The organism is Pseudomonas sp. AAC (genome assembly GCF_000725445.1).
Classification (GTDB): domain Bacteria; phylum Pseudomonadota; class Gammaproteobacteria; order Pseudomonadales; family Pseudomonadaceae; genus Pseudomonas; species Pseudomonas citronellolis.
In genome coordinates this window covers 67,658-85,723 of record NZ_KL647102.1, presented here as the reverse complement: position 1 = coordinate 85,723, position 18,066 = coordinate 67,658, and the positions used below count along the sequence as shown (strand labels likewise).

The 18,066-nt window shown below is 68.3% G+C and carries 17 protein-coding genes and 1 pseudogene; 14 read left to right on the top strand and 4 right to left on the bottom strand.

Annotated elements, in window-relative coordinates:
• The first annotated feature begins 200 nt into the window (after window positions 1-200).
• Window positions 201-1,070, top strand: coding sequence for a thioredoxin (gene trxA, locus FG99_RS27860; protein ID WP_043273454.1), 870 nt, complete (start codon window positions 201-203; stop codon window positions 1,068-1,070).
• A gap of 324 nt (window positions 1,071-1,394) precedes the next feature.
• Here the strand turns inward: trxA and FG99_RS27855 are convergent, their stop codons facing one another.
• Window positions 1,395-1,775: a hypothetical protein gene (locus FG99_RS27855; protein ID WP_081884752.1), complete on the bottom strand. Its 381-nt coding sequence runs from the start codon at window positions 1,773-1,775 to the stop codon at window positions 1,395-1,397.
• Between the two features lie 117 nt (window positions 1,776-1,892).
• Between FG99_RS27855 and FG99_RS27850 the strand changes: the two genes are divergently transcribed.
• From FG99_RS27850 to FG99_RS27800, 10 genes are all read left to right on the top strand, one after another.
• Entirely contained in the window at window positions 1,893-2,477 is a 585-nt protein-coding gene (locus tag FG99_RS27850) for a DUF2796 domain-containing protein (RefSeq protein ID WP_043273453.1), read from the top strand.
• An 8-nt stretch (window positions 2,478-2,485) separates the two neighbouring features.
• Window positions 2,486-3,193 carry an ABC transporter ATP-binding protein gene (locus tag FG99_RS27845; RefSeq protein ID WP_043273452.1) on the top strand — a complete coding sequence of 236 codons (708 nt, stop codon included), beginning with the start codon at window positions 2,486-2,488 and terminating at the stop codon, window positions 3,191-3,193.
• A 2-nt stretch (window positions 3,194-3,195) separates the two neighbouring features.
• A complete protein-coding gene (locus FG99_RS27840; RefSeq protein ID WP_009617248.1) occupies window positions 3,196-4,461 on the top strand; it encodes an ABC transporter permease in 1,266 nt (421 codons plus the stop codon).
• A gap of 8 nt (window positions 4,462-4,469) precedes the next feature.
• Window positions 4,470-4,997 (top strand): DUF3299 domain-containing protein, encoded by a 528-nt coding sequence (locus FG99_RS27835; protein WP_043273451.1) that lies wholly within the window; start codon window positions 4,470-4,472, stop codon window positions 4,995-4,997.
• Between the two features lie 135 nt (window positions 4,998-5,132).
• Window positions 5,133-5,837, top strand: coding sequence for an OmpW/AlkL family protein (locus FG99_RS27830; RefSeq protein WP_043273450.1), 705 nt, complete (start codon window positions 5,133-5,135; stop codon window positions 5,835-5,837).
• Window positions 5,838-6,852: 1,015 nt separating this feature from the next.
• Window positions 6,853-7,383, top strand: coding sequence for a fimbrial protein (locus FG99_RS30910; RefSeq protein ID WP_009617242.1), 531 nt, complete (start codon window positions 6,853-6,855; stop codon window positions 7,381-7,383).
• Window positions 7,384-7,598: 215 nt separating this feature from the next.
• The gene (locus FG99_RS27815; protein WP_043273448.1) at window positions 7,599-8,357 is read left to right on the top strand and encodes a fimbrial biogenesis chaperone; all 759 of its coding nucleotides are present in this window, start codon (window positions 7,599-7,601) and stop codon (window positions 8,355-8,357) included.
• A 21-nt stretch (window positions 8,358-8,378) separates the two neighbouring features.
• Window positions 8,379-10,913, top strand: coding sequence for a fimbria/pilus outer membrane usher protein (locus FG99_RS27810; protein ID WP_141766130.1), 2,535 nt, complete (start codon window positions 8,379-8,381; stop codon window positions 10,911-10,913).
• A complete protein-coding gene (locus FG99_RS27805; protein WP_009617235.1) occupies window positions 10,910-11,917 on the top strand; it encodes a hypothetical protein in 1,008 nt (335 codons plus the stop codon). Before FG99_RS27810 ends, FG99_RS27805 begins: the two co-directional genes overlap by 4 nt.
• Before the next feature lie 7 nt (window positions 11,918-11,924).
• Window positions 11,925-12,281 (top strand): SirB2 family protein, encoded by a 357-nt coding sequence (locus tag FG99_RS27800; protein WP_009617233.1) that lies wholly within the window; start codon window positions 11,925-11,927, stop codon window positions 12,279-12,281.
• Here the strand turns inward: FG99_RS27800 and FG99_RS27795 are convergent, their stop codons facing one another.
• From FG99_RS27795 to FG99_RS27785, 3 genes and pseudogenes are all read right to left on the bottom strand, one after another.
• A complete protein-coding gene (locus tag FG99_RS27795; RefSeq protein ID WP_043273446.1) occupies window positions 12,282-13,220 on the bottom strand; it encodes an NAD-dependent epimerase/dehydratase family protein in 939 nt (312 codons plus the stop codon).
• Window positions 13,213-14,097: a sugar nucleotide-binding protein gene (locus FG99_RS27790; RefSeq protein WP_009617230.1), complete on the bottom strand. Its 885-nt coding sequence runs from the start codon at window positions 14,095-14,097 to the stop codon at window positions 13,213-13,215. Before FG99_RS27790 ends, FG99_RS27795 begins: the two co-directional genes overlap by 8 nt.
• A 140-nt stretch (window positions 14,098-14,237) precedes the next feature.
• Window positions 14,238-14,510: pseudogene (locus tag FG99_RS27785) on the bottom strand (DUF934 domain-containing protein); the annotation flags it as partial.
• Between the two features lie 113 nt (window positions 14,511-14,623).
• Here FG99_RS27785 and ccoG point away from each other — a divergent pair.
• From ccoG to FG99_RS33005, 3 genes are all read left to right on the top strand, one after another.
• Window positions 14,624-16,036 (top strand): cytochrome c oxidase accessory protein CcoG, encoded by a 1,413-nt coding sequence (ccoG, locus tag FG99_RS27780; protein WP_043273445.1) that lies wholly within the window; start codon window positions 14,624-14,626, stop codon window positions 16,034-16,036.
• 75 nt (window positions 16,037-16,111) lie between these two features.
• The gene (gene mapR / locus FG99_RS27775; RefSeq protein WP_043273444.1) at window positions 16,112-17,521 is read left to right on the top strand and encodes a GntR family transcriptional regulator MpaR; all 1,410 of its coding nucleotides are present in this window, start codon (window positions 16,112-16,114) and stop codon (window positions 17,519-17,521) included.
• 95 nt (window positions 17,522-17,616) lie between these two features.
• Window positions 17,617-17,739: a hypothetical protein gene (locus FG99_RS33005; RefSeq protein ID WP_009617223.1), complete on the top strand. Its 123-nt coding sequence runs from the start codon at window positions 17,617-17,619 to the stop codon at window positions 17,737-17,739.
• Window positions 17,740-18,066: the final 327 nt, after the last annotated feature.

Below are 18,066 nucleotides of genomic sequence, written 5' to 3'. Positions count from 1 at the left end.
GCCATGGTGATGGGTATCGCTTCGCTCAACCCATCCTACGGGCTTTCCTGGAACTGTAGGAAGCGGGCCCTGCCCGCGATTCGCGCGCAGGGCGCGCTCCTACAGGAACCCAGGGCGCGGCATTGCCTTGTTTCCGTCCGCCGCGCCCCCACTTATAGTGACCAGCCCCCTTTCGCCCCTTTCGCCCGACGAGAGCCCCCATGAGCGACACGCCCTACATCTTCGACGTCACCAGCGCCGACTTCGACCAGTTGGTGATCCAGAACTCCTTTCACAAGCCGGTGCTGGTCGACTTCTGGGCCGACTGGTGCGCGCCCTGCAAGGCGCTGATGCCGATGCTGGCGCAGGTCGCCGAGTCCTACCAGGGCGAGCTGCTACTGGCCAAGGTCAACTGCGACGTCGAGCAGGACATCGTCATGCGCTTCGGCATCCGCAGCCTGCCCACCGTGGTGCTGTTCAAGGACGGCCAGCCGGTCGACGGCTTCGCCGGCGCACAACCGGAATCGGCGGTGCGGCAGATGCTGGAGCAGCACGTACAACCGCCGGCGGCCCCCGCCGCCAACCCGCTGGACGCCGCCGAAGCGGCCTTCGCCGAAGGCCGCTTCGCCGAGGCCGAGGCCCAGCTCAAGGCCCTGCTGGGCGAAGACAACACCAATGCCGCGGCGCTGATTCTCTATGCCCGCTGCCTGGCCGAGCGCGGCGAACTGGGCGAAGCCGAGACGGTGCTGGACGCGGTGAAGAGCGACGAGCACAAGTCCGCCCTGGCCGCCGCCCGCGCCCAGTTGACCTTCCTGCGCCAGGCCGCCGACCTGCCCGACGCCGCCACCCTGAAGACCCGCCTGGCGGCCGACGCCGGCGACGACGAGGCCGCCTACCAACTGGCCGTGCAGCAACTCGCCCGTCAGCAGTACGAAGCGGCGATGGATGGCCTGCTGCGCCTGTTCCAGCGCAACCGCAGCTACGGCGAAGACCTGCCGCGCAAGACGCTGGTGCAGGTGTTCGACCTGCTGGGCAATGAGCATCCGCTGGTGATCGCCTATCGGCGGAAGTTGGCCAATCTGCTGTATTGAGTGGCGGGGTTCGTTTCGTGTAGGAGCGAGCTTGCTCGCGAACCTGGCGCGGGGTTCAACTCCGCTCCCTCTCCCTAACCCTCTCCCTGAAGGGAGAGGGGACCGTTGGGCGTGCTCGGGTATTTCGGCATTAGCCGGCTACCACGAAGCTTCCGACTGACTCCAAATCCTTTCTCGGCACGGACAAGCCCCCTCTCCCTTCAGGGCGGGGCGCGCAGCCGAGGGCTGGGGAGAGGGAAAGGCGCCACACCCAGCATCAGAGCATCCGGTTGGCACCGTTCGCGAGCAAGCTCGCTCCTACGAAAAGCAAAAATCAAAAAGCTCCTACTCCCCAACCCAGGTAAACACCTGAGTCCCCTCCCGCACCTCGATCCTCACATCCGCGCTATGCCGCAAGCGCACCAACAAGCCCTTGGCCGCGCCGGCGCTCCCGGCCAGGGCGGCCAGTTCGTCGAGCAACTGCGGGCCTTCATAGCTGCCGGCCTGGCGCAACAGGTCGCGGGCCGCCTGCCACAGTCGATCAACGCCGCTGGGCGCCACCGGCGGGTTATCCACAGGCGCTGCCGGCGCGGCGACCGGTGCGGCGGGCGCATGGCGCAGTGCCGCGCCCAGGCGTTGCCACTCTTCCTCGTCCAGTTCCAGGCTCAGATCCACCGGCCAGTCGCCGATGCTTCCACGGATTCGCATGTCGGTTTCCTCCTGCATGGCCGGCATGCTCCCACGCTTGCCCGGCCGCGCCAATCTCCCGGAGCGCCTCTAGCCAGCCGCAATATTTCGTTATAACGTAACGCACCCTCGATTTTCCCCTCCCGGAGACCGTCCATGCGCCCCTTGCTGCTCGCCCTCGCCCTGATCCCCTTCGCCGCCGCCCAGGCCCATGACGAACACGAGCACGGCAGCCTCGGCAAGCACGAGCACGGCGTGGCCCAGCTCAACGTCGCGCTGGACGGCAACACCCTGGAGCTGGAAGTGGACAGCCCGGCGATGAACTTCGTCGGCTTCGAGCACCCGGCCAGCAGCGCCGCCGACCAGGCCACCGTGGCTGCCGCCCGCGCCCAACTGGGCAAGCCGCTGGAGCTGGTGCAGGCGCCGGCCGCGGCCAAGTGCGGCGTCGCCGAAGTGGAACTGGAAAGCCCGCTGTTCGGCAATGCCAAGCCCCATGAGCACGACCACGACCACGACCACGACCACGACGACGATGGCGACGAGCACGAAGGCCACCAGCACAGCGACATCAACGCCCACTACAAGATGACCTGCGCCGCGCCCGAGGCCCTTACCAGCCTCGATTTCGCCCCGCTGTTCAAGCGCTTCCCCGGCACCCAGAAGCTGGTGGTGCAGTTGATCGGCCCGAACGGCCAGCAGGGCGCCGAGCTGACCCCGGCCAGCAGCCTGCTGAAGTTCTGACGCGCCCCATGGACACCCTGCTCGAACTCCGCGACCTCGGCTTCGCCTGGCCCGGCCAGGCGGAGCTGCTGGACATCCCGCAGTTTTCCCTCGGCCGTGGCGAGACGCTGTTCCTCAAGGGCCCCTCCGGCAGCGGCAAGACCACCCTGCTCGGCCTGCTGGGCGGCGTGCAGAAGCCCCGGCGCGGCAGCATCCGCCTGCTCGGCGAGGACCTGGCGCAGCTCTCCGCCGCGCGCCGCGACCACTTCCGCGTCGACCACACCGGCTACATCTTCCAGCAGTTCAACCTGCTGCCGTTCCTCTCGGTGCAGGAGAACGTCGAGCTGCCCTGCCACTTCTCGCGCAGCCGCGCGGCCCGCGCCCGCGAGCGCCACGGCAGCGTCGGCGAAGCCGCCAGCACCCTGCTCGCGCACCTGGGCCTGGGCGACGCGGCGCTGCTGCAGCGGCGCGCCGACAACCTCTCCATCGGCCAGCAGCAGCGCGTCGCCGCGGCGCGCGCGCTGATCGGCCAGCCGGAACTGGTGATCGCCGACGAGCCGACCTCGGCGCTGGACGCCGACGCCCGCGAAGCCTTCCTCCAACTGCTGTTCGCCGAATGCCGCGCGGCCGGCGCCAGCCTGCTGTTCGTCAGCCACGACCAGAGCCTGGCGCCGCTGTTCGACCGCAGCCTGTCGCTGGCCGACCTCAACCGCGCCGCCACCGTCCCCGGGATCTGAGCATGTACCTGTTGCGCCTGGCCCTGGCCAGCCTTTCCAACCGCCGTTTCACCGCGTGGCTCACGGTCTTCGCCATCGCCCTCTCCGCCTGCCTGCTGCTGGCCGTGGAGCGGGTGCGCAGCGAGGCCCGCGCCAGCTTCGCCAGCACCATTTCCGGCACCGACCTGATCGTCGGCGCGCGCTCGGGCTCGATCAACCTGCTGCTGTACTCGGTGTTCCGCATCGGCAATGCCACCAACAACATTCGCTGGGAGAGCTTCGAGACGGTCAAGGCCAGCCCGCTGGTGAAGTGGGCCATCCCGATCTCCCTGGGCGACTCGCACCGCGGCTACCGGGTGATGGGCACCGACACCGGCTACTTCGAGCACTACCGCTACGGCCGCGACCAGCAGCTGCAACTGGCCGAGGGCCGGCCATTCGGCCAGGACCTGTTCGACGTGGTGCTCGGCGCCGAGGTGGCCGAGGCGCTGCACTACAAGCTGGGCGACCACATAGTGCTGAGCCACGGGGTGAGCACCATCAGCCTGGTGCAGCACGACGACAAGCCATTCACCGTGGTCGGCATCCTCAAGCGTACCGGCACCCCGGTGGACCGCACCCTGCACATTTCCCTGGCCGGCATGGAGGCGCTGCACGTCGACTGGAAGAACGGCGTGCCGGCCCGCGGCGCCGGGCGCATCAGCGCCGACCAGGCACGCCACATGGACCTGCAGCCGACCGCCATCACCGCCTTCCTGCTCGGCCTGAAGAGCAAGGTGGCGACCTTCGCCCTGCAGCGGCAGATCAACGAATACGACGGCGAACCGCTGCTGGCCATCCTCCCCGGCGTGGCCCTGCAGGAGCTGTGGGGGCTGATGGGCACGGCGGAGAAGGCGCTGTTCGTGGTCTCGCTGTTCGTGGTGCTGACCGGCCTGATCGGCATGCTCACCGCCATCCTCACCAGCCTCAACGAACGCCGCCGCGAAATGGCCATCCTGCGCTCGGTGGGCGCGCGGCCCTGGCACGTGTTCAGCCTGCTGCTGGCCGAGGCCTTCGCCCTGGCCCTGGCCGGCGTCACCCTCGGCCTGGGCCTGCTGTACGCCGGCATCGCCGCCGCCCAGGGCTACGTGCAGGCCAACTACGGCATCTTCCTGCCGCTGGCGGCGCCGAGCGCCTATGAGTGGTCGCTGCTCGGCGGCATACTGCTGGCCGCCCTACTGATCGGCTGCGTGCCGGCCTGGCGCGCCTATCGCCAGTCGCTGGCCGACGGCCTGTCGATCCGCATCTGAGTAGCCCCATGAAAACAACCGCTTCCACTCTCCTCGCCCTGTGCCTGCTAGCTACCAGCGCGGCCTGGGCCGCCACGCCGCAGACGCTGACCTGGCCGCAGCTGATCCCCGAGGGCGCGCCGCCGCCCCCGCCGCCGGTGCCGCTGCACGACATTTCCCAGCTCAGCGACGCGCTCAACGCCGAGAGCGGCCCGGCGGCCAGGCAGCAGTCGCCGGCCGCCCCGGTGGTGCAGGCGCTGGACGGCCAGCAGGTGAAGCTGCCCGGCTACATAGTGCCGCTGGACGTCGGCCAGGACGGCGAGGTCAACGAGTTCCTCCTGGTGCCCTACTACGGCGCCTGCATCCACGTGCCGCCGCCGCCGTCCAACCAGATCGTCTACGTGCACCAGGCCCACGGGGTGAAGATGGACGAGCTGTACCAGCCCTACTGGGTGGTCGGGCGCATGCAGGTGAAGCACATCGACAGCGACCTGGCCCAGGCCGGCTACCAGCTCAAGGCCGACGAGGTCACGCCCTACGAATACGAGGGCGAATGACCTGCGACCATCTGCCACAGGCATTACCCCTACGAGGTAGGAGGGCTTTATTGAGCTGAATCAAGAAGAATCGCTTAGCGCTGTCTACCATGATGCTCACCAACGCTTATTCCAAAATCATGGAGCATCACCATCATGCGCAAGTCCTGGCTCACCGCCTCCCTGCTCGCCGCCGCCGTATCCACGCCGTTCGCCGCCCAGGCTGCGGACATCCAGGGCCACAAGGCCGGTGACTTCATCGTCCGCGGCGGCTTCGCCACCGTCGACCCCAACGACGACAGCGGCAACCTCAAGCTCGACGGTGCCAAGGTCGGCGGCACCAAGGCCACCGTGGACAGCGATACCCAGCTGGGCCTGACCTTCAGCTACCTGATCACCGACAAGATCGGTGTCGAGCTGGTCGCCGCCACCCCGTTCAACCACCAGGTCGACGTCAAGGGCCTCGGCCCGGGCCTGGACGGCAAGCTGGCCGACATCAAGCAGCTGCCGCCGACCGTGCTGCTGCAGTACTACCCCATGGGCGGCACCAACTCCGCCTTCCAGCCCTACGGCGGCCTGGGCGTGAACTACACCACCTTCTTCGACGAAGACCTGGCCGGCTTCCGCAAGGACCAGGGCTTCAGCAACCTGAAGCTGCAGGACTCCTGGGGCCTGGCCGGCGAACTGGGCTTCGACTACATGCTCAACGAGCACGCCCTGTTCAACGTTGCCGTGTGGTACATGGACATCGACACCAAGGCCAGCGTCAACGGCCCGGGCGCCCTGGGCATCCAGAAGACCAAGGTCGACGTGGACGTCGATCCGTGGGTGTACATGATCGGCTTCGGTTACAAGTTCTAAGCGCCTGACCACGATCTGTTGCGAGTCGGCATAACGGCGATAGCCGTCGACAAATGCCGGTAGTGCTTAAGAAGGGATGCCGTTTCTCTGTCTGGGGAAACGGCATTTTTTCATTTGGGGGGCTGTGGTTTCGCTTACGAATCCTGATTCCTCGCTCCGATCCCCACCTCGTCATTCACGCGAACACGGGACGCGGCTCCATCGCGAACAGCGCTTGCGCTGGCCCGAAGGGGAATAACCCAGCCGCCTTGGCTTGGGTGTTTCTGCGCCGCTCCGAGTTTGCCCGACCGTCTCGTTTCGCCCCCTCGGGCGAGTCCCTTTTGTCAGTCGCCACAAAAGGAACCAAAAAGGCTTGCCCCGCCATACGGGCCCGATGGAGCCGGGCTACCCTCGCGAATTCCCCCGCCACGGAGGCCCGCCCCGAGGGTACGTCCCTGTAGCCCATCGGGGCTCTCGCGACATCCATGTCGCATGACCTCCTGAGCGCCGGTTTCGCTCGGCCTGCTGAAGGGGCGTTCCGGTGCGCGCGGATGTTTCTCTGGAAATCCAAAAGCCAGAGCAAGAGCGGACGCGCTTTTGCTTTTCGTAGGAGCAAGCTTGCTCGCGAACCCGCCAGTCACTGGGTTATTCCCCTTCGGGCCAGCGCAAGCGCTGTTCGCGATGGAGCCGCGTCCCGCGTTCGCGGGAATGACGTGGGGGGAGATAGGCATTTCAGGATGACTCAGGATTCGCCCCCCGCTCAGGACAGCCCCCTCTCCCGCTTGCGGGAGAGGGCTGGGGAGAGGGCGCTCTTAAACCCACCTGCATAGGACCCCGGTGTCCCCGCCAACGGTTATACGCCCTACATTCCAGGTAACTTGTTTTACTTCCTGCTTTTCAATAAGTAACCCACTTATATCCGTTGCCTACCTCATTCATAGGAATACACCTACGACTCATCAGAAGTTTCCTAATATTCGAAATTTCAGGAAGCAGGGAGAATTCACCTACCGAAAAACCTGCAAGGAAAAACTCCATGAAAAGTCTCACTCTCCCCGCAGCCGTACTCCTCGCCCTGGCGGCCGGTGGCGCCCAGGCAGCGACCGGTGGCCAGATCAGCTTCACCGGCCACGTTATGGAAGACACCTGCGAAGTCAGCGTGAACGGTGGCGGCGCCGATGCCTCCATCAACCTGCCGTCGATCTCCACCAGCGACTTCGACACCGTGGGCTCCACCGCCGGCGAGCAGCGCTTCACCATCGCCCTGAACGGCTGCACCGTCGGCCAGACCTACAAGGTCGACTTCGCCTCGGCCAACGTCAACCCGACCACCGGCAACCTCGCCTTCAACGGCGAAGCCATGAGCATGTCCGGCATCGAGCTGCAGATCGCCAACGAAGAACTGGAAGCCATCGACCTGCGCACCAACGCCAACAACGTCAGTAAGCCCATGGACGAAGCCGGCCCGCTGGAATTCGCCTACTACGCCCGTTACGTGCAGACCTCGGAACTGGTATCGCCCGGTACCGCCGACACCGCCCTGCTGTATTCCATCCGTTACGACTGACAGCGGCCCCGGATGCATCCCCCTCCCCCATCGGGGGATGCACTCGGAATATTCATCACGCGCATGAACACATCGACGAAAGTTCATACACAGACTGAATGAGTAAACGCACTTACAAGTTCTCCGGAAAACTTCACCGCCCGGGAACTTGCCAGTATGCCGGCCCCGCCTAGACTCCACCCAAAGTCCTTCTTTACAGAGAAGGAGGTTGCCCGATGCGTCCCGCTACCCACTTGTTCTTCCTGCTCGGTCTTTGCCTGCTGGCGTTCCAGGCCAACGCCAGCATCGTCATCACCGGCACCCGCGTGGTCTACCCGGCCGCCGAGCGGGACATCACCGTCAACATCCGCAACACCGGCAAGACGCCGTCGCTGATCAAGGCCTGGGTGGACAACGGCAAGGGCACGCCCGGCGCAGACAAGCAGGGGCGCTCGCCCTTCATCGTCACGCCGCCGGTCTCGCGGGTCGACCCGGACAAGGGCCTGCTGCTGCGCATCGCCAACATCGACCGCTCGCTGCCCCAGGACCGCGAATCGGTGTTCTGGCTGAACGTCCTGGAGGTGCCCTCGAGCAGCCCGGACAAGGCCGACGCGGCCGCCAGCAGCAACAGCGCGGGCAAGCTGCAGGTGGCCTTCCGTTCGCAGCTCAAGCTGTTCTACCGCCCGGCCAAGCTCAAGGGCGTGGCCGCCGACGCGGCGCAGCAGCTGAAGTGGCGCATCGTTTCCGAGGGCGGCAAGAGCACGCTGCGCGCGGTCAACGACCTGCCCTACTCGGTGTCCCTGGCCCGCCTGCAACTGCGCTCGGGCGCCAGGCAATACGACAACGACGACCTGGACATGGTCCCGGCCAAGGGCAGCTACGGCATCGCCCTGCCCCGCGACGCGGCGGCCTGGGCCAGGCCCGGCGCACGGGTCCGCTACACCTGGATCAACGATTTCGGCGGCCTGATCGAAACCGAAGCCACCGTCGAGTAACCCTCCCTCGCGAGGTCCATCGTGTCCCCTTCGATACTGTCCCGCCTCCTGCGTCTGGGGTGCCTGGGAGGGCTCTTCTGCGCCCTGCTCCCGGCCCCGGCAGTGGCCGCCGAAGGCACCGGCGAGGTGCACTTCGACCGCGGCCTGCTGGAGACGCTGGGCATGAGCACGGACGTTTCCGGGTTCGAGAAGAACCCCTCGGCGCTGCCGCCGGGCACCTACTCCCTCGACCTGACCCTGAACAAGGTGTATTTCGGCCAGCAGGAAGTGCGCGTGGTGCATACCGCCGAGCAACGCCAGGTCTACTGCTTCACCCAGGAACAACTGGAACAGTGGGGCGTGCTGCTGCCCGAGCCCGCCGCCGACGCCAAGCCCGCCAGCGGCGACTGCGTCGACCTGCCCGAACGCGTGCCGCAGAGCCGCGTGGAACTGGACGGCGCCAGCGGGGCCATCCTCCTCACCCTGCCCCAGGCCTACGTCAAGCAGCGCCCGCGCAACTATGCGCCGCCGCAGAGCTGGGATTCGGGGATCAACGCCGGCTTCGTCAGCTACACCAGCAACTTCGACCGCTCCAGCAACAGCCAGGACACCCGCAACGACCTGTTCCTCGGCCTCAACGGCGGCCTCAACCTGCTGGACTGGCGCCTGCGCCACAACGCCACCTTCAGCCACGGCGACACCACCCGCCAGGGCAGCCACTACCGCACCTTGAACAACTACGCCCAGCGCGACATCACCGCGCTGTCCTCGCAGCTGACCCTCGGCCAGCACTTCACCGCCGGCGACCTGTTCGACAGCATCCCCTTCAGCGGCGTGCAGCTGGAGAGCGACGAGCGCATGCTGCCCGAGAGCGAGCGCGGCTTCGCGCCGGTGGTGCGCGGCATCGCCGACAGCAACGCGACCGTGAAGATCCACCAGGGCCAGCAACTGATCCACCAGGTCAGCGTGCCGCCCGGCCCCTTCGTCATCGACGACCTGTACAACACCGGCTACACCGAGGACCTGCTGGTCACGGTGATCGAGGCCGACGGCCGCGAGAAGAGCTTCAGCGTGCCCTATTCCTATGCCGCCGAACTGCTCAGGCCCGGCGCCTCGCGCTACCAGGTGGCCTCCGGCAGCTACCGCGGCGAGGACGTCGACAACCCGCTGAAGTTCGTCCAGGGCGGCTACCGCCGGGGCCTGAGCAACAACCTCAGCGCCTATTCCGGCGCGGTGATCGCCGACAGCTACATGGCCTCGCTGATCGGCGCCGCGCTGAACACGCGCTACGGCGCCTTCTCCCTGGACGCCACCCTGTCGCGCTTCGACGCCCTGCCCGCCGACGCCGCGGGCCAGGGCATGCCCGACAACGGCGAAAGCTACCGCCTGGCCTACAACAAGTCGTTCGGCGGCACCAACCTGCAGCTGTCCTACCGCCGCTCGGACAAGGGCTACCTGGGGCTGGCCGCCGCGGCCGACGCCCTGGACACCGACAACGCCAGCCTGTTCCGCGAGCGCGACCGCGTCCAGCTCAGCCTCAGCCAGGCGCTGGCCGGCGGCAGCCTGTACATTTCCGGCGTGGGGCAGAGCTACTGGACCGGCGAGCGGCGCAGCCTGACCTTCAGCAGCGGCTTCAGCCGCACCTTCAACTGGGGCAGCCTGGGCCTGTCGGCGACGCGCTTCCAGAGCGTCGACGGCTACGACAACCAGTACCTGCTGAGCATCAGCATCCCGCTGGGCCGCGATGCCGGCGCGCCGCGCCTGAGCAGCACCCTGTCGCTGCAGGACGCGCACAACCGCTCGCTGCAGACCAGCCTCAGCGGCATCGCCGGCGAGCGCGGCCAGTGGAACTACAACCTGTACGGCAACCACAGCCAGGCCGACAGCGCCAGCACCCAGTCCTACGGCGGCAACCTCAACCTGCGCACCTCCGCCAGCGCCCTGGGCGCCAGCCTGGCGCGCGGCGACGGCTTCAGCCGCGAGTCGCTGTCGGCGCGCGGCAGCCTGGTGGCCTATTCCGGCGGCATCGCGCTGTCGCCGAGCCAGGGCGAGACCATGGCGATAGTCGAGGCCGAAGGCGCCGCGGGCGCCCTGCTGCCCCGCGGCCGCGTGCGCCTCGACGACGACGGCAAGGCCCTGCTCACCGGGCTGACGCCCTACCGCCACAACGAGATAGTGCTGGACGCCAAGAGCGCCACCGCCGACGTCGAGATCAAGGAAAACATCCAGAAGACCGCGCCGCGCTACGGCGCCATCGTGCGGGTGCCCTACCGCACCCGCAGCGGCATCTCGGTGCTGCTCGAACTGCGCCGCCCCGGAGGCCAGGAGGTGCCCTTCGGCGCCGAGGTCGGCGGCGCCGGCGAAGTCCTCGCCTACGTCGGCCAGGACAACCTGGTCTACCTGTACCTGGAAAAGGGCCGCGACAGCTACCGGGTATCCTGGGGCGAGGCGGACGAGCAGCAATGCAGCTTCACTTACGCCATGCCGGCGAAGAAGGACAAGCAGGACAGCTACCGGGCCATCCCGGTCGACTGCCAGGCCGCCGCCGGCGGCCCGCCAAGCGAGGAAAGACCATGATCCACCCGCGCCGCCGCCCCCTGTTCCACTGCCTGGCCCTGGCCGCCTGCCTGCTGCAGGCGCTGCCGGCCGCCGCCGACGAGTGCCCGGTCGAGCCGAACCAGTGCTACTTCACCAACCAGCAGTTCACCTACGACGGCGAGACCTACATCAGCGCCGGCCTGCCGGTGGGCAGCGTGCTGGGCACCCTGAACCTGTCTCTGGACTACGCCTGCCGCCTGCAGGAATACCTGGCCGGGGACGCCGGGCGCTACATCGTGCTGGGCGTGGCCAGCGAGGCCAGCCACATGCAGGGCAACGACTTCGCCACCAACCTCAACGGCCTGGTCTACCGGGTGATTCCCTCGGGCAAGGACGGCGTCGGCGTCAAGCAGGTGGGCGGGGTGGCCGAGCGCATCCAGCTGGGCATCGTCGGCGACCGCAGCCTGGGCCCCAGCGAATGCGTCAGCGGCTCGCTGTCCAACAGCTTCATCGAGGTGCTGAAGAACGGCCCGATCGACACCCCCGGGGTGTACTCGATCAACTTCCGCGAGCCGGCGCTGTTCGTCGGCTCGCGCTGGAACAACACGCCGCCGGCCTACCCCATCGACCCCTTCCCGGGCGTCGCCCTGACCTTCCTGCCCACCACCTGCGAGATGACCGACGCGCCGACGCGGGTCGATTTCGGCAGTTTCAGCAAGAACCAGTTGCCCCTGCAGCGGCGTTTCGACTTTCATTGGCAGTGCGACGGCGGCGCGGTCATCCACACCACGCTGTCACCGGCCAACGGCCAGCTCCTCGACGGCAACACCGCGCTGCTCCACGAATCCGCCGGTTTGCTGCTGAAGATCAAGGACCTGCAGAACGAGCGGTACGTAGTCTTCAACCAGCCCGTCGAGCACGTGGTCCGCACGCCGCGCTCGCTGAGCTTCGACACCGCCTTCGAGGCCGAGCTGCTGGCGGGCGCCGAGGTCCGGCCGGGGCCCTTCGAGTTCGTCGTGCTCTACACCACCGAATACAAGTGAGCGCCCCATGTACCTCTGGTTGAAGCACCTGCACATCACCCTGGCAGTCCTCAGCAGCCTGCTCTTCCTCTGGCGCCTGGGGCTGAGCTGGCGAGGCCGGCGCCTGGCCGGCTGGCAGCGCTGGGCGCCGCACCTGGTGGACAGCCTGCTGCTGCTCAGCGCCCTGGGCCTGGTGCACCTGGCCATGCCCTGGCCGCTGCCGCTGTGGCTGCAGGCCAAGCTGGGGCTGCTGGTGGGCTACATCGTGCTCGCCGCCTTCGCCATGCGCAGCGCCGCGCGCGGGCCCAAGGCGCTGCTCAGCGCCCTGGCCCTGGCCTGCCTGGGCGGCATCTTCTACCTGGCGCTGAACAAGCCCTGGTGGTGATCAGCGCCCGAGCAGGCGCGCCAGGCCCTCGCCGATCGGCGTCGGCCGTTCCAGGCGGTAGTGCGCCAGCAGGCGGCCGTTGTCGGCGCGGGAATGGCGGATGTCGCCGGGGCGCGCCTCGGCGTGGGTCACCTGCGGCAGGCCGCCGACCAGCGCGCCGATCTCGCCCAGCAGCTGGTTCAGGCTGGTCACCTGGTTCAGCCCGACATTGACCGCTCCTTCCGGCACCTGTGGTGCCTCCAGCGCCTGCACCAGCAACTGCACCAGGTCGGCGACGTAGATGAAGTCGCGGGTCTGCTCGCCGTCGCCGAATACCGTGATCGGCTGCCCGCTCAAGGCGCGCTGGGTGAAGATGCTGATCACCCCGGAATAGGGCGAGGACGGGTCCTGGCGCGGGCCGTAGACGTTGAAGAAGCGGAACACCGCCGGCTCCAGGCCATGCTGGCGACGGTAGAAGTCGAAGTAGTACTCGCCGGCCAGCTTGTCCGCCGCGTAGGGCGTCAGCGGCGCCTTGGGCAGGTCCTCGACTATCGCCGTGCCCTGGCCGTTTTGGCCGTAGACGGCAGCGCTGGAGGCATACAGCACACGCTTCACCCCGGCTTCGCGCAGGGCTTCGCAGAGGTTCAGGGTGCCGATGAAGTTGCTCTGGTGGGTGGCCACCGGGTCGTCCACCGAGGCCTGCACCGAGGCCACCGCGGCCAGGTGCGCCACCGCCTGGCAGCCCTGCAGGGCGCGGCGGACCACGGCCGCATCGGCGACGTCGCCGACCAGCAGTTCCACCTCCGCGGCGAGGTTCTCGCGCTTGCCGGTGGACAGGTTGTCCAGCACGCGGACCTTGAAGCCGCGCGCCAGCAGCGCGTCGGCCAGGTGCGAGCCGATGAAGCCGGCGCCGCCGGTGATGAGGATGGGGGCGGCGGATGCCGGGGAGATGTCAGCCATGACGGTAGTAACGGTCCAGCAGGGTCGGCAGCGCTGCACGCCAGGCGCGCGGCTTGATGCCGAAGGTGTGGAGGATTTTCTTGCAGGCGAGCACCGCGTGCTGCGGTTCCTCGCTGGCGTCCGGGCGCGCCGCGTGGGCCTGGGCGACGGGGTCGCGCAGGGCCTGGCCGGTGAGGGTGCGGGCCTCGGCGATGATCACCTGGCCCAGGGCCAGGGTGGTGGTGGCCTCCAGGCCGCCATAGTGGTAGGTGCCCCACAGCGGCGCCTGGCAGTCCAGCTGCTTGAGCACCGAGAGGATCACCCGCGCGGCGTCGTCCACCGGGGTGGGGTTGCCGCGGCGGTCGTCCGCCAGGTACAGCTCGTCCTCGCCCAGGGCGCGGCTGAGGAAGCGGTCCAGGCTGCCGCCCGGGCTGTCGTCCAGCAGCCAGCCGAAGCGCAGCAGCACGTGGCGCGGGCAGGTGGCGCGGACCCACTGTTCCATGCGCCACAGCGCCTGGCCGCGGCGGCCCAGGGGCAGCGGCTCGTCCTTCTCGCTGTAGGCGGTGGCGCGGGCGCCGTCGAACACGCGGTAGCTGGAAGGCTGCAGCAGAAGGATTTCATAGTGCTGGCAGAGTTCGGCCAGGCGCTCCACGGCGCGTTCCTGGCCGGCCAGGCGGGCGTCGTCGACCTGCTCGGCCTGGAACCAGTCGTGGTAGTAGGCGAGGTTGATCACCGCGTCGGGGCGGGTCTCGTCCAGCAGCAGGGTCAGGCTGGAGGCATCCCAGCCCTGCTCGGGCGGGCGCGGGGCGAGGAAACCGATGTCTTCCTCGGCTCCCAGGCGGATCAGCGCCTGTCCCAGGGCATTACCGCCACCCAACAGCATCAGGCGCATACGCATCTTCAGGGGGTCACTCGAATCGTGGGCCACGGCCGGCGGCGTTTCGCCGACGCTTTGCCGGCATTTTTCCTGCGCACCGGAACAGCGTCAAGCGCGGCGCCACGCGCGGCGCGGCGCGGGTCCCTGAAAGCGGGTGGTTTTCAGCGCCGGCGGAACAGCGGCCGCGGCTCGATTGCCGAGCGCCCGTAGAGCACGCTGAGCCCGGCCAGGCCCTTGAGCGCGTCCTCCACGGACTTGTCCGCGCGCACCGCGAAGGCGTCGAAACCGCACTGGCGCAGGTGCGCCAGCTGATCGCGCAGCACCTCGCCCACCGCGCGCAGCTCGCCGCGCCAGCCCAGGCGCCGGCGCAGCAGGTAGGCCAGGCTGTAGCCGCGGCCGTCGCGGAAGCTGGGGAGGTCGATGGCGATGAGCGGCCATGCCTGGCGCGGCGCATCTGATCCGGTTTTTTGCAGGAGACCTGAATCTGTTTCGTGCCCAGGGCGCTTCCTATAGTCGCGGCGCATCCCAAGCCTGATGGGCCACGACAATGAGCCAGAGAATCCCCGCGAAGATCGTCGAGATCGCCGCCCCGCAACGCTTCACCCCGCCGCCCAAGCCGCTCTCGGCGGTCACTCCGGCGGTCTACACCAAGCGCTTCCGCGGCCGCTTCCGCGACCTGCGGCGGCTCGGCGGGGCGCTGCTGTTCCTGCTGTTCTTCGGCACCCTGTGGCTGCAGTGGAACGGCCGCCAGGCGGTGCTCTGGGACCTGCCCGAGCGCAAGTTCTACATCTTCGGCGCGACCTTCTGGCCGCAGGACCTGATCCTGCTCTCGGCGCTGCTGATCATCGCCGCCTTCGGCCTGTTCTTCATCACCGTGCTGGCCGGCCGCGTGTGGTGCGGCTACACCTGCCCGCAGAGCGTGTGGACCTGGATCTTCATGTGGGCCGAGCAGGTCACCGAGGGCGACCGCAACCAGCGCATGAAGCTGGACAAGGCCCCGCCCAGCGCCACCAAGTACCTGCGCAAGGGCGCCAAGCACGGGCTCTGGCTGCTGGTCAGCCTGGCCACGGCGCTGACCTTCGTCGGCTACTTCACCCCGGTGCGGCCGCTGGTGGCGGACCTCTTCACCCTGAAGCTGGACCTGGAAAGCGCCTTCTGGGTGGCCTTCTTCGCCGCCGCCACCTACGCCAACGCCGGCTGGCTGCGCGAGCAGGTGTGCATCCACATGTGCCCCTACTCGCGCTTCCAGAGCGTGATGTTCGACAAGGACACCCTGATCATTTCCTACGATGCAGCCCGCGGCGAATCCCGCGGGGCGCGCCGCAAGGACGCCGAGCCCAAGGCCCTCGGCCTGGGCGACTGCATCGACTGCCAGCAGTGCGTGCAGGTCTGCCCCACCGGCATCGACATCCGCGACGGCCTGCAGATCGCCTGCATCGGCTGCGCCGCCTGCGTCGACGCCTGCGACTCGGTGATGGACCGCATGGGCTACGCCCGCGGCCTGGTGCGCTACACCTCAGAACGTGCCCTGGAAGGCGGCCGCACCCACCTGCTGCGGCCGCGCCTGGTCGGCTACGCGGCGGTGCTGCTGGCCATGTTCGGCGCCTTCGCCTGGGCCCTGCAGGCGCGCCCGCTGATCGCCCTGGACGTGGCCCGCGACCGCGGCCTGTTCCGCGAGAACGCGGCCGGCGAGATCGAGAACGTCTACAACCTCAAGCTGATCAACAAGACCCAGCAGGCGCAGCGCTACCGCCTGGGCCTGGCCGAGGCCAGCGGCTACCGCCTGCAGGGCGCCCTCGACCAGCGCCTGGAGCCGGGCGAAATCCGCGACTTCGCCGTCTCGGTGGCGCGCCTCGAACTGAGCGGCAGCGGCGGCCCGGTGCCCCTGCACTTCCGCGTGAGCGCGCAGGACGGCGAGCAGGTCGAGGCGGCCAGCACCTTCGTCGCGCCGAGGCGCTGAGCGATGGCCCCGCGGCATGGCGGCGGCGCCGCGCAACGCCTAGAGTGGGAGCCCCCCAACGGCCCCCGGGACAAGATGAAGCGCTACGAGAAATTCGCCGACGAGATCGCCGAACTGATCCGCAACGGGGTGCTCGCCCCCGGGCAGAAGGTGCCCTCGGTGCGGCACGCCAGCCGCACCTACGGGGTCAGCGCCTCCACCGTGTTCCAGGCCTACTACCTGCTGGAGGACCGCGGCCTGATCGTGGCCCGCGCGCGCTCCGGCTACTTCGTCCGCGAGCACGTGCGCCGCGCCCTGGCCGAACCGGAGATCGCCCGCCACGAGGCGCAGACCACCGAGGTGGACGTCAGCGAGCTGGTGTTCTCGGTGCTCAGCTCGATCAAGGACCCGGACACCGTGCCCTTCGGCTCGGCCTTCCCCGCTCCGGAGCTGTTCCCCCTGCCGCGCCTGGCGCGCTCCATGGCCCATGCCGTGCGCGACATGGAGCCACGCGCCGCGGTGGCCGACATGACCCCGGGCAGCCACGCCCTGCGCCGGCAGATCGCCCTGCGCTACATGGTCAATGGCACACCGCTGCCGGTGGAAGAACTGGTCGTGACCAACGGCGCGCTGGAGGCGCTGAACCTGTGCCTGCAGGTGGTCACCCAGCCCGGCGACCTGGTGGCCATCGAGGCGCCGGCCTTCTACGCCACCCTGCAGGTGCTGGAGCGGCTCAAGCTCAAGGCCGTGGAAATCCCCGTGCACCCGCGCGAGGGCATCGACCTGCAGGTGCTGGCCGACAGCCTGGAGCGCCTGCCGATCAAGGCCTGCTGGTTCATGAGCAACTTCCAGAACCCGCTGGGCGCGAGCATGGGCGAGGACAGCAAGCGCGCCCTCGCCGGCCTGCTGGGCAAGCACCAGGTGCCGCTGATCGAGGACGACGTCTACGCCGAGCTGTACTTCGCCCAGCAGGCACCCAAGCCGGTGAAGGCCTACGACGCCGAAGGCCTGGTGATGCACTGCGGCAGCTTCTCCAAGAGCCTGGCGCCGGGCTACCGCGTCGGCTGGGTGGCCGGCGGGCGCTTCCACGAGCAGATCGAGCGGCTCAAGCTGATGACCAGCCTGTCGGCCTCGGTGCCGGCCCAGGCGGCCATCGCCGACTACCTGCAACACGGCGGCTACGACCGCCACCTGCGCAAGCTGCGCCACGCCCTGGAAAGCCAGCAGCACGCCATGCTCGCCGCGGTGGCCCGGCACTTCCCCGAAGCGACGCGGGTGACCCGCCCCAGCGGCGGCTACTTCCTCTGGCTGGAGCTGCCCGAACGGGTCGATGCGCTGAAACTGTTCCAGCTGGCCCACGCCCAGGGCATCAGCATCGCCCCCGGGCCGATCTTCTCCGCCACCCGCGGCTTCCGCCACTGCCTGCGGCTGAACTACGGCCACCCCTGGACGCCGCGCAGCGAAAAGGCCATGGAGACCCTCGGGCGGATCATCCAGTCGCTGTAGCGCTGCTCCGTACATTCGGACAGGATCTGTATCTGTGCGACAGATTGCCGCAGGCATAGGCTGTCAGACCAGACCCCGGACGAAGGACAGCGACCATGGACGCGGAAACCCTGACGATCCTGCTGACAGTGGGCACCGCCCTGGGCCTGCACCTGGGCGTGCGCTGGTACATCCGCCACGGCCTGCCCGGGCGTGGGCCGGATGATTGGATGGCGTAGGGCAAGCCCCGGCGGCGCCAAGGTTAGCCCGGGCGTCGTCCGCCCTGCCGGCGGAATCGCGGATGAATCCGCTCCTACCACATATCGGTGGGCACGGCTTCTCGTAGCGAGCTTGCTCGCGAACAAACGCGGTGCCATGCGGTTCGCGAGCAAGCTCGCTCCTACGAAGAGCATCCCGGCGCGGCCTGCAAGACAGTTGCTCCTGCAAGGTGCGGAGAAACGCCGTCGTAGGATGGGTTGAGCGAAGCGATACCCATCGCCACGGCGGGGGGCTGTGGGGCCGGGTTTAAGAGCGCCCTCTCCCTAACCCTCTCCCTGAAGGGAGAG

Coding starts and splice junctions, on each gene's coding strand:
- trxA (WP_043273454.1), top strand. CDS start 201: ATGAGCGACACGCCCTACATCTTCGACGTCACCAGCGCCGACTTCGAC.
- FG99_RS27855 (WP_081884752.1), bottom strand. CDS start 1,775: ATGCAGGAGGAAACCGACATGCGAATCCGTGGAAGCATCGGCGACTGG.
- FG99_RS27850 (WP_043273453.1), top strand. CDS start 1,893: ATGCGCCCCTTGCTGCTCGCCCTCGCCCTGATCCCCTTCGCCGCCGCC.
- FG99_RS27845 (WP_043273452.1), top strand. CDS start 2,486: ATGGACACCCTGCTCGAACTCCGCGACCTCGGCTTCGCCTGGCCCGGC.
- FG99_RS27840 (WP_009617248.1), top strand. CDS start 3,196: ATGTACCTGTTGCGCCTGGCCCTGGCCAGCCTTTCCAACCGCCGTTTC.
- FG99_RS27835 (WP_043273451.1), top strand. CDS start 4,470: ATGAAAACAACCGCTTCCACTCTCCTCGCCCTGTGCCTGCTAGCTACC.
- FG99_RS27830 (WP_043273450.1), top strand. CDS start 5,133: ATGCGCAAGTCCTGGCTCACCGCCTCCCTGCTCGCCGCCGCCGTATCC.
- FG99_RS30910 (WP_009617242.1), top strand. CDS start 6,853: ATGAAAAGTCTCACTCTCCCCGCAGCCGTACTCCTCGCCCTGGCGGCC.
- FG99_RS27815 (WP_043273448.1), top strand. CDS start 7,599: ATGCGTCCCGCTACCCACTTGTTCTTCCTGCTCGGTCTTTGCCTGCTG.
- FG99_RS27805 (WP_009617235.1), top strand. CDS start 10,910: ATGATCCACCCGCGCCGCCGCCCCCTGTTCCACTGCCTGGCCCTGGCC.
- FG99_RS27800 (WP_009617233.1), top strand. CDS start 11,925: ATGTACCTCTGGTTGAAGCACCTGCACATCACCCTGGCAGTCCTCAGC.
- FG99_RS27795 (WP_043273446.1), bottom strand. CDS start 13,220: ATGGCTGACATCTCCCCGGCATCCGCCGCCCCCATCCTCATCACCGGC.
- FG99_RS27790 (WP_009617230.1), bottom strand. CDS start 14,097: ATGCGTATGCGCCTGATGCTGTTGGGTGGCGGTAATGCCCTGGGACAG.
- ccoG (WP_043273445.1), top strand. CDS start 14,624: ATGAGCCAGAGAATCCCCGCGAAGATCGTCGAGATCGCCGCCCCGCAA.
- mapR (WP_043273444.1), top strand. CDS start 16,112: ATGAAGCGCTACGAGAAATTCGCCGACGAGATCGCCGAACTGATCCGC.
- FG99_RS33005 (WP_009617223.1), top strand. CDS start 17,617: ATGGACGCGGAAACCCTGACGATCCTGCTGACAGTGGGCACCGCCCTG.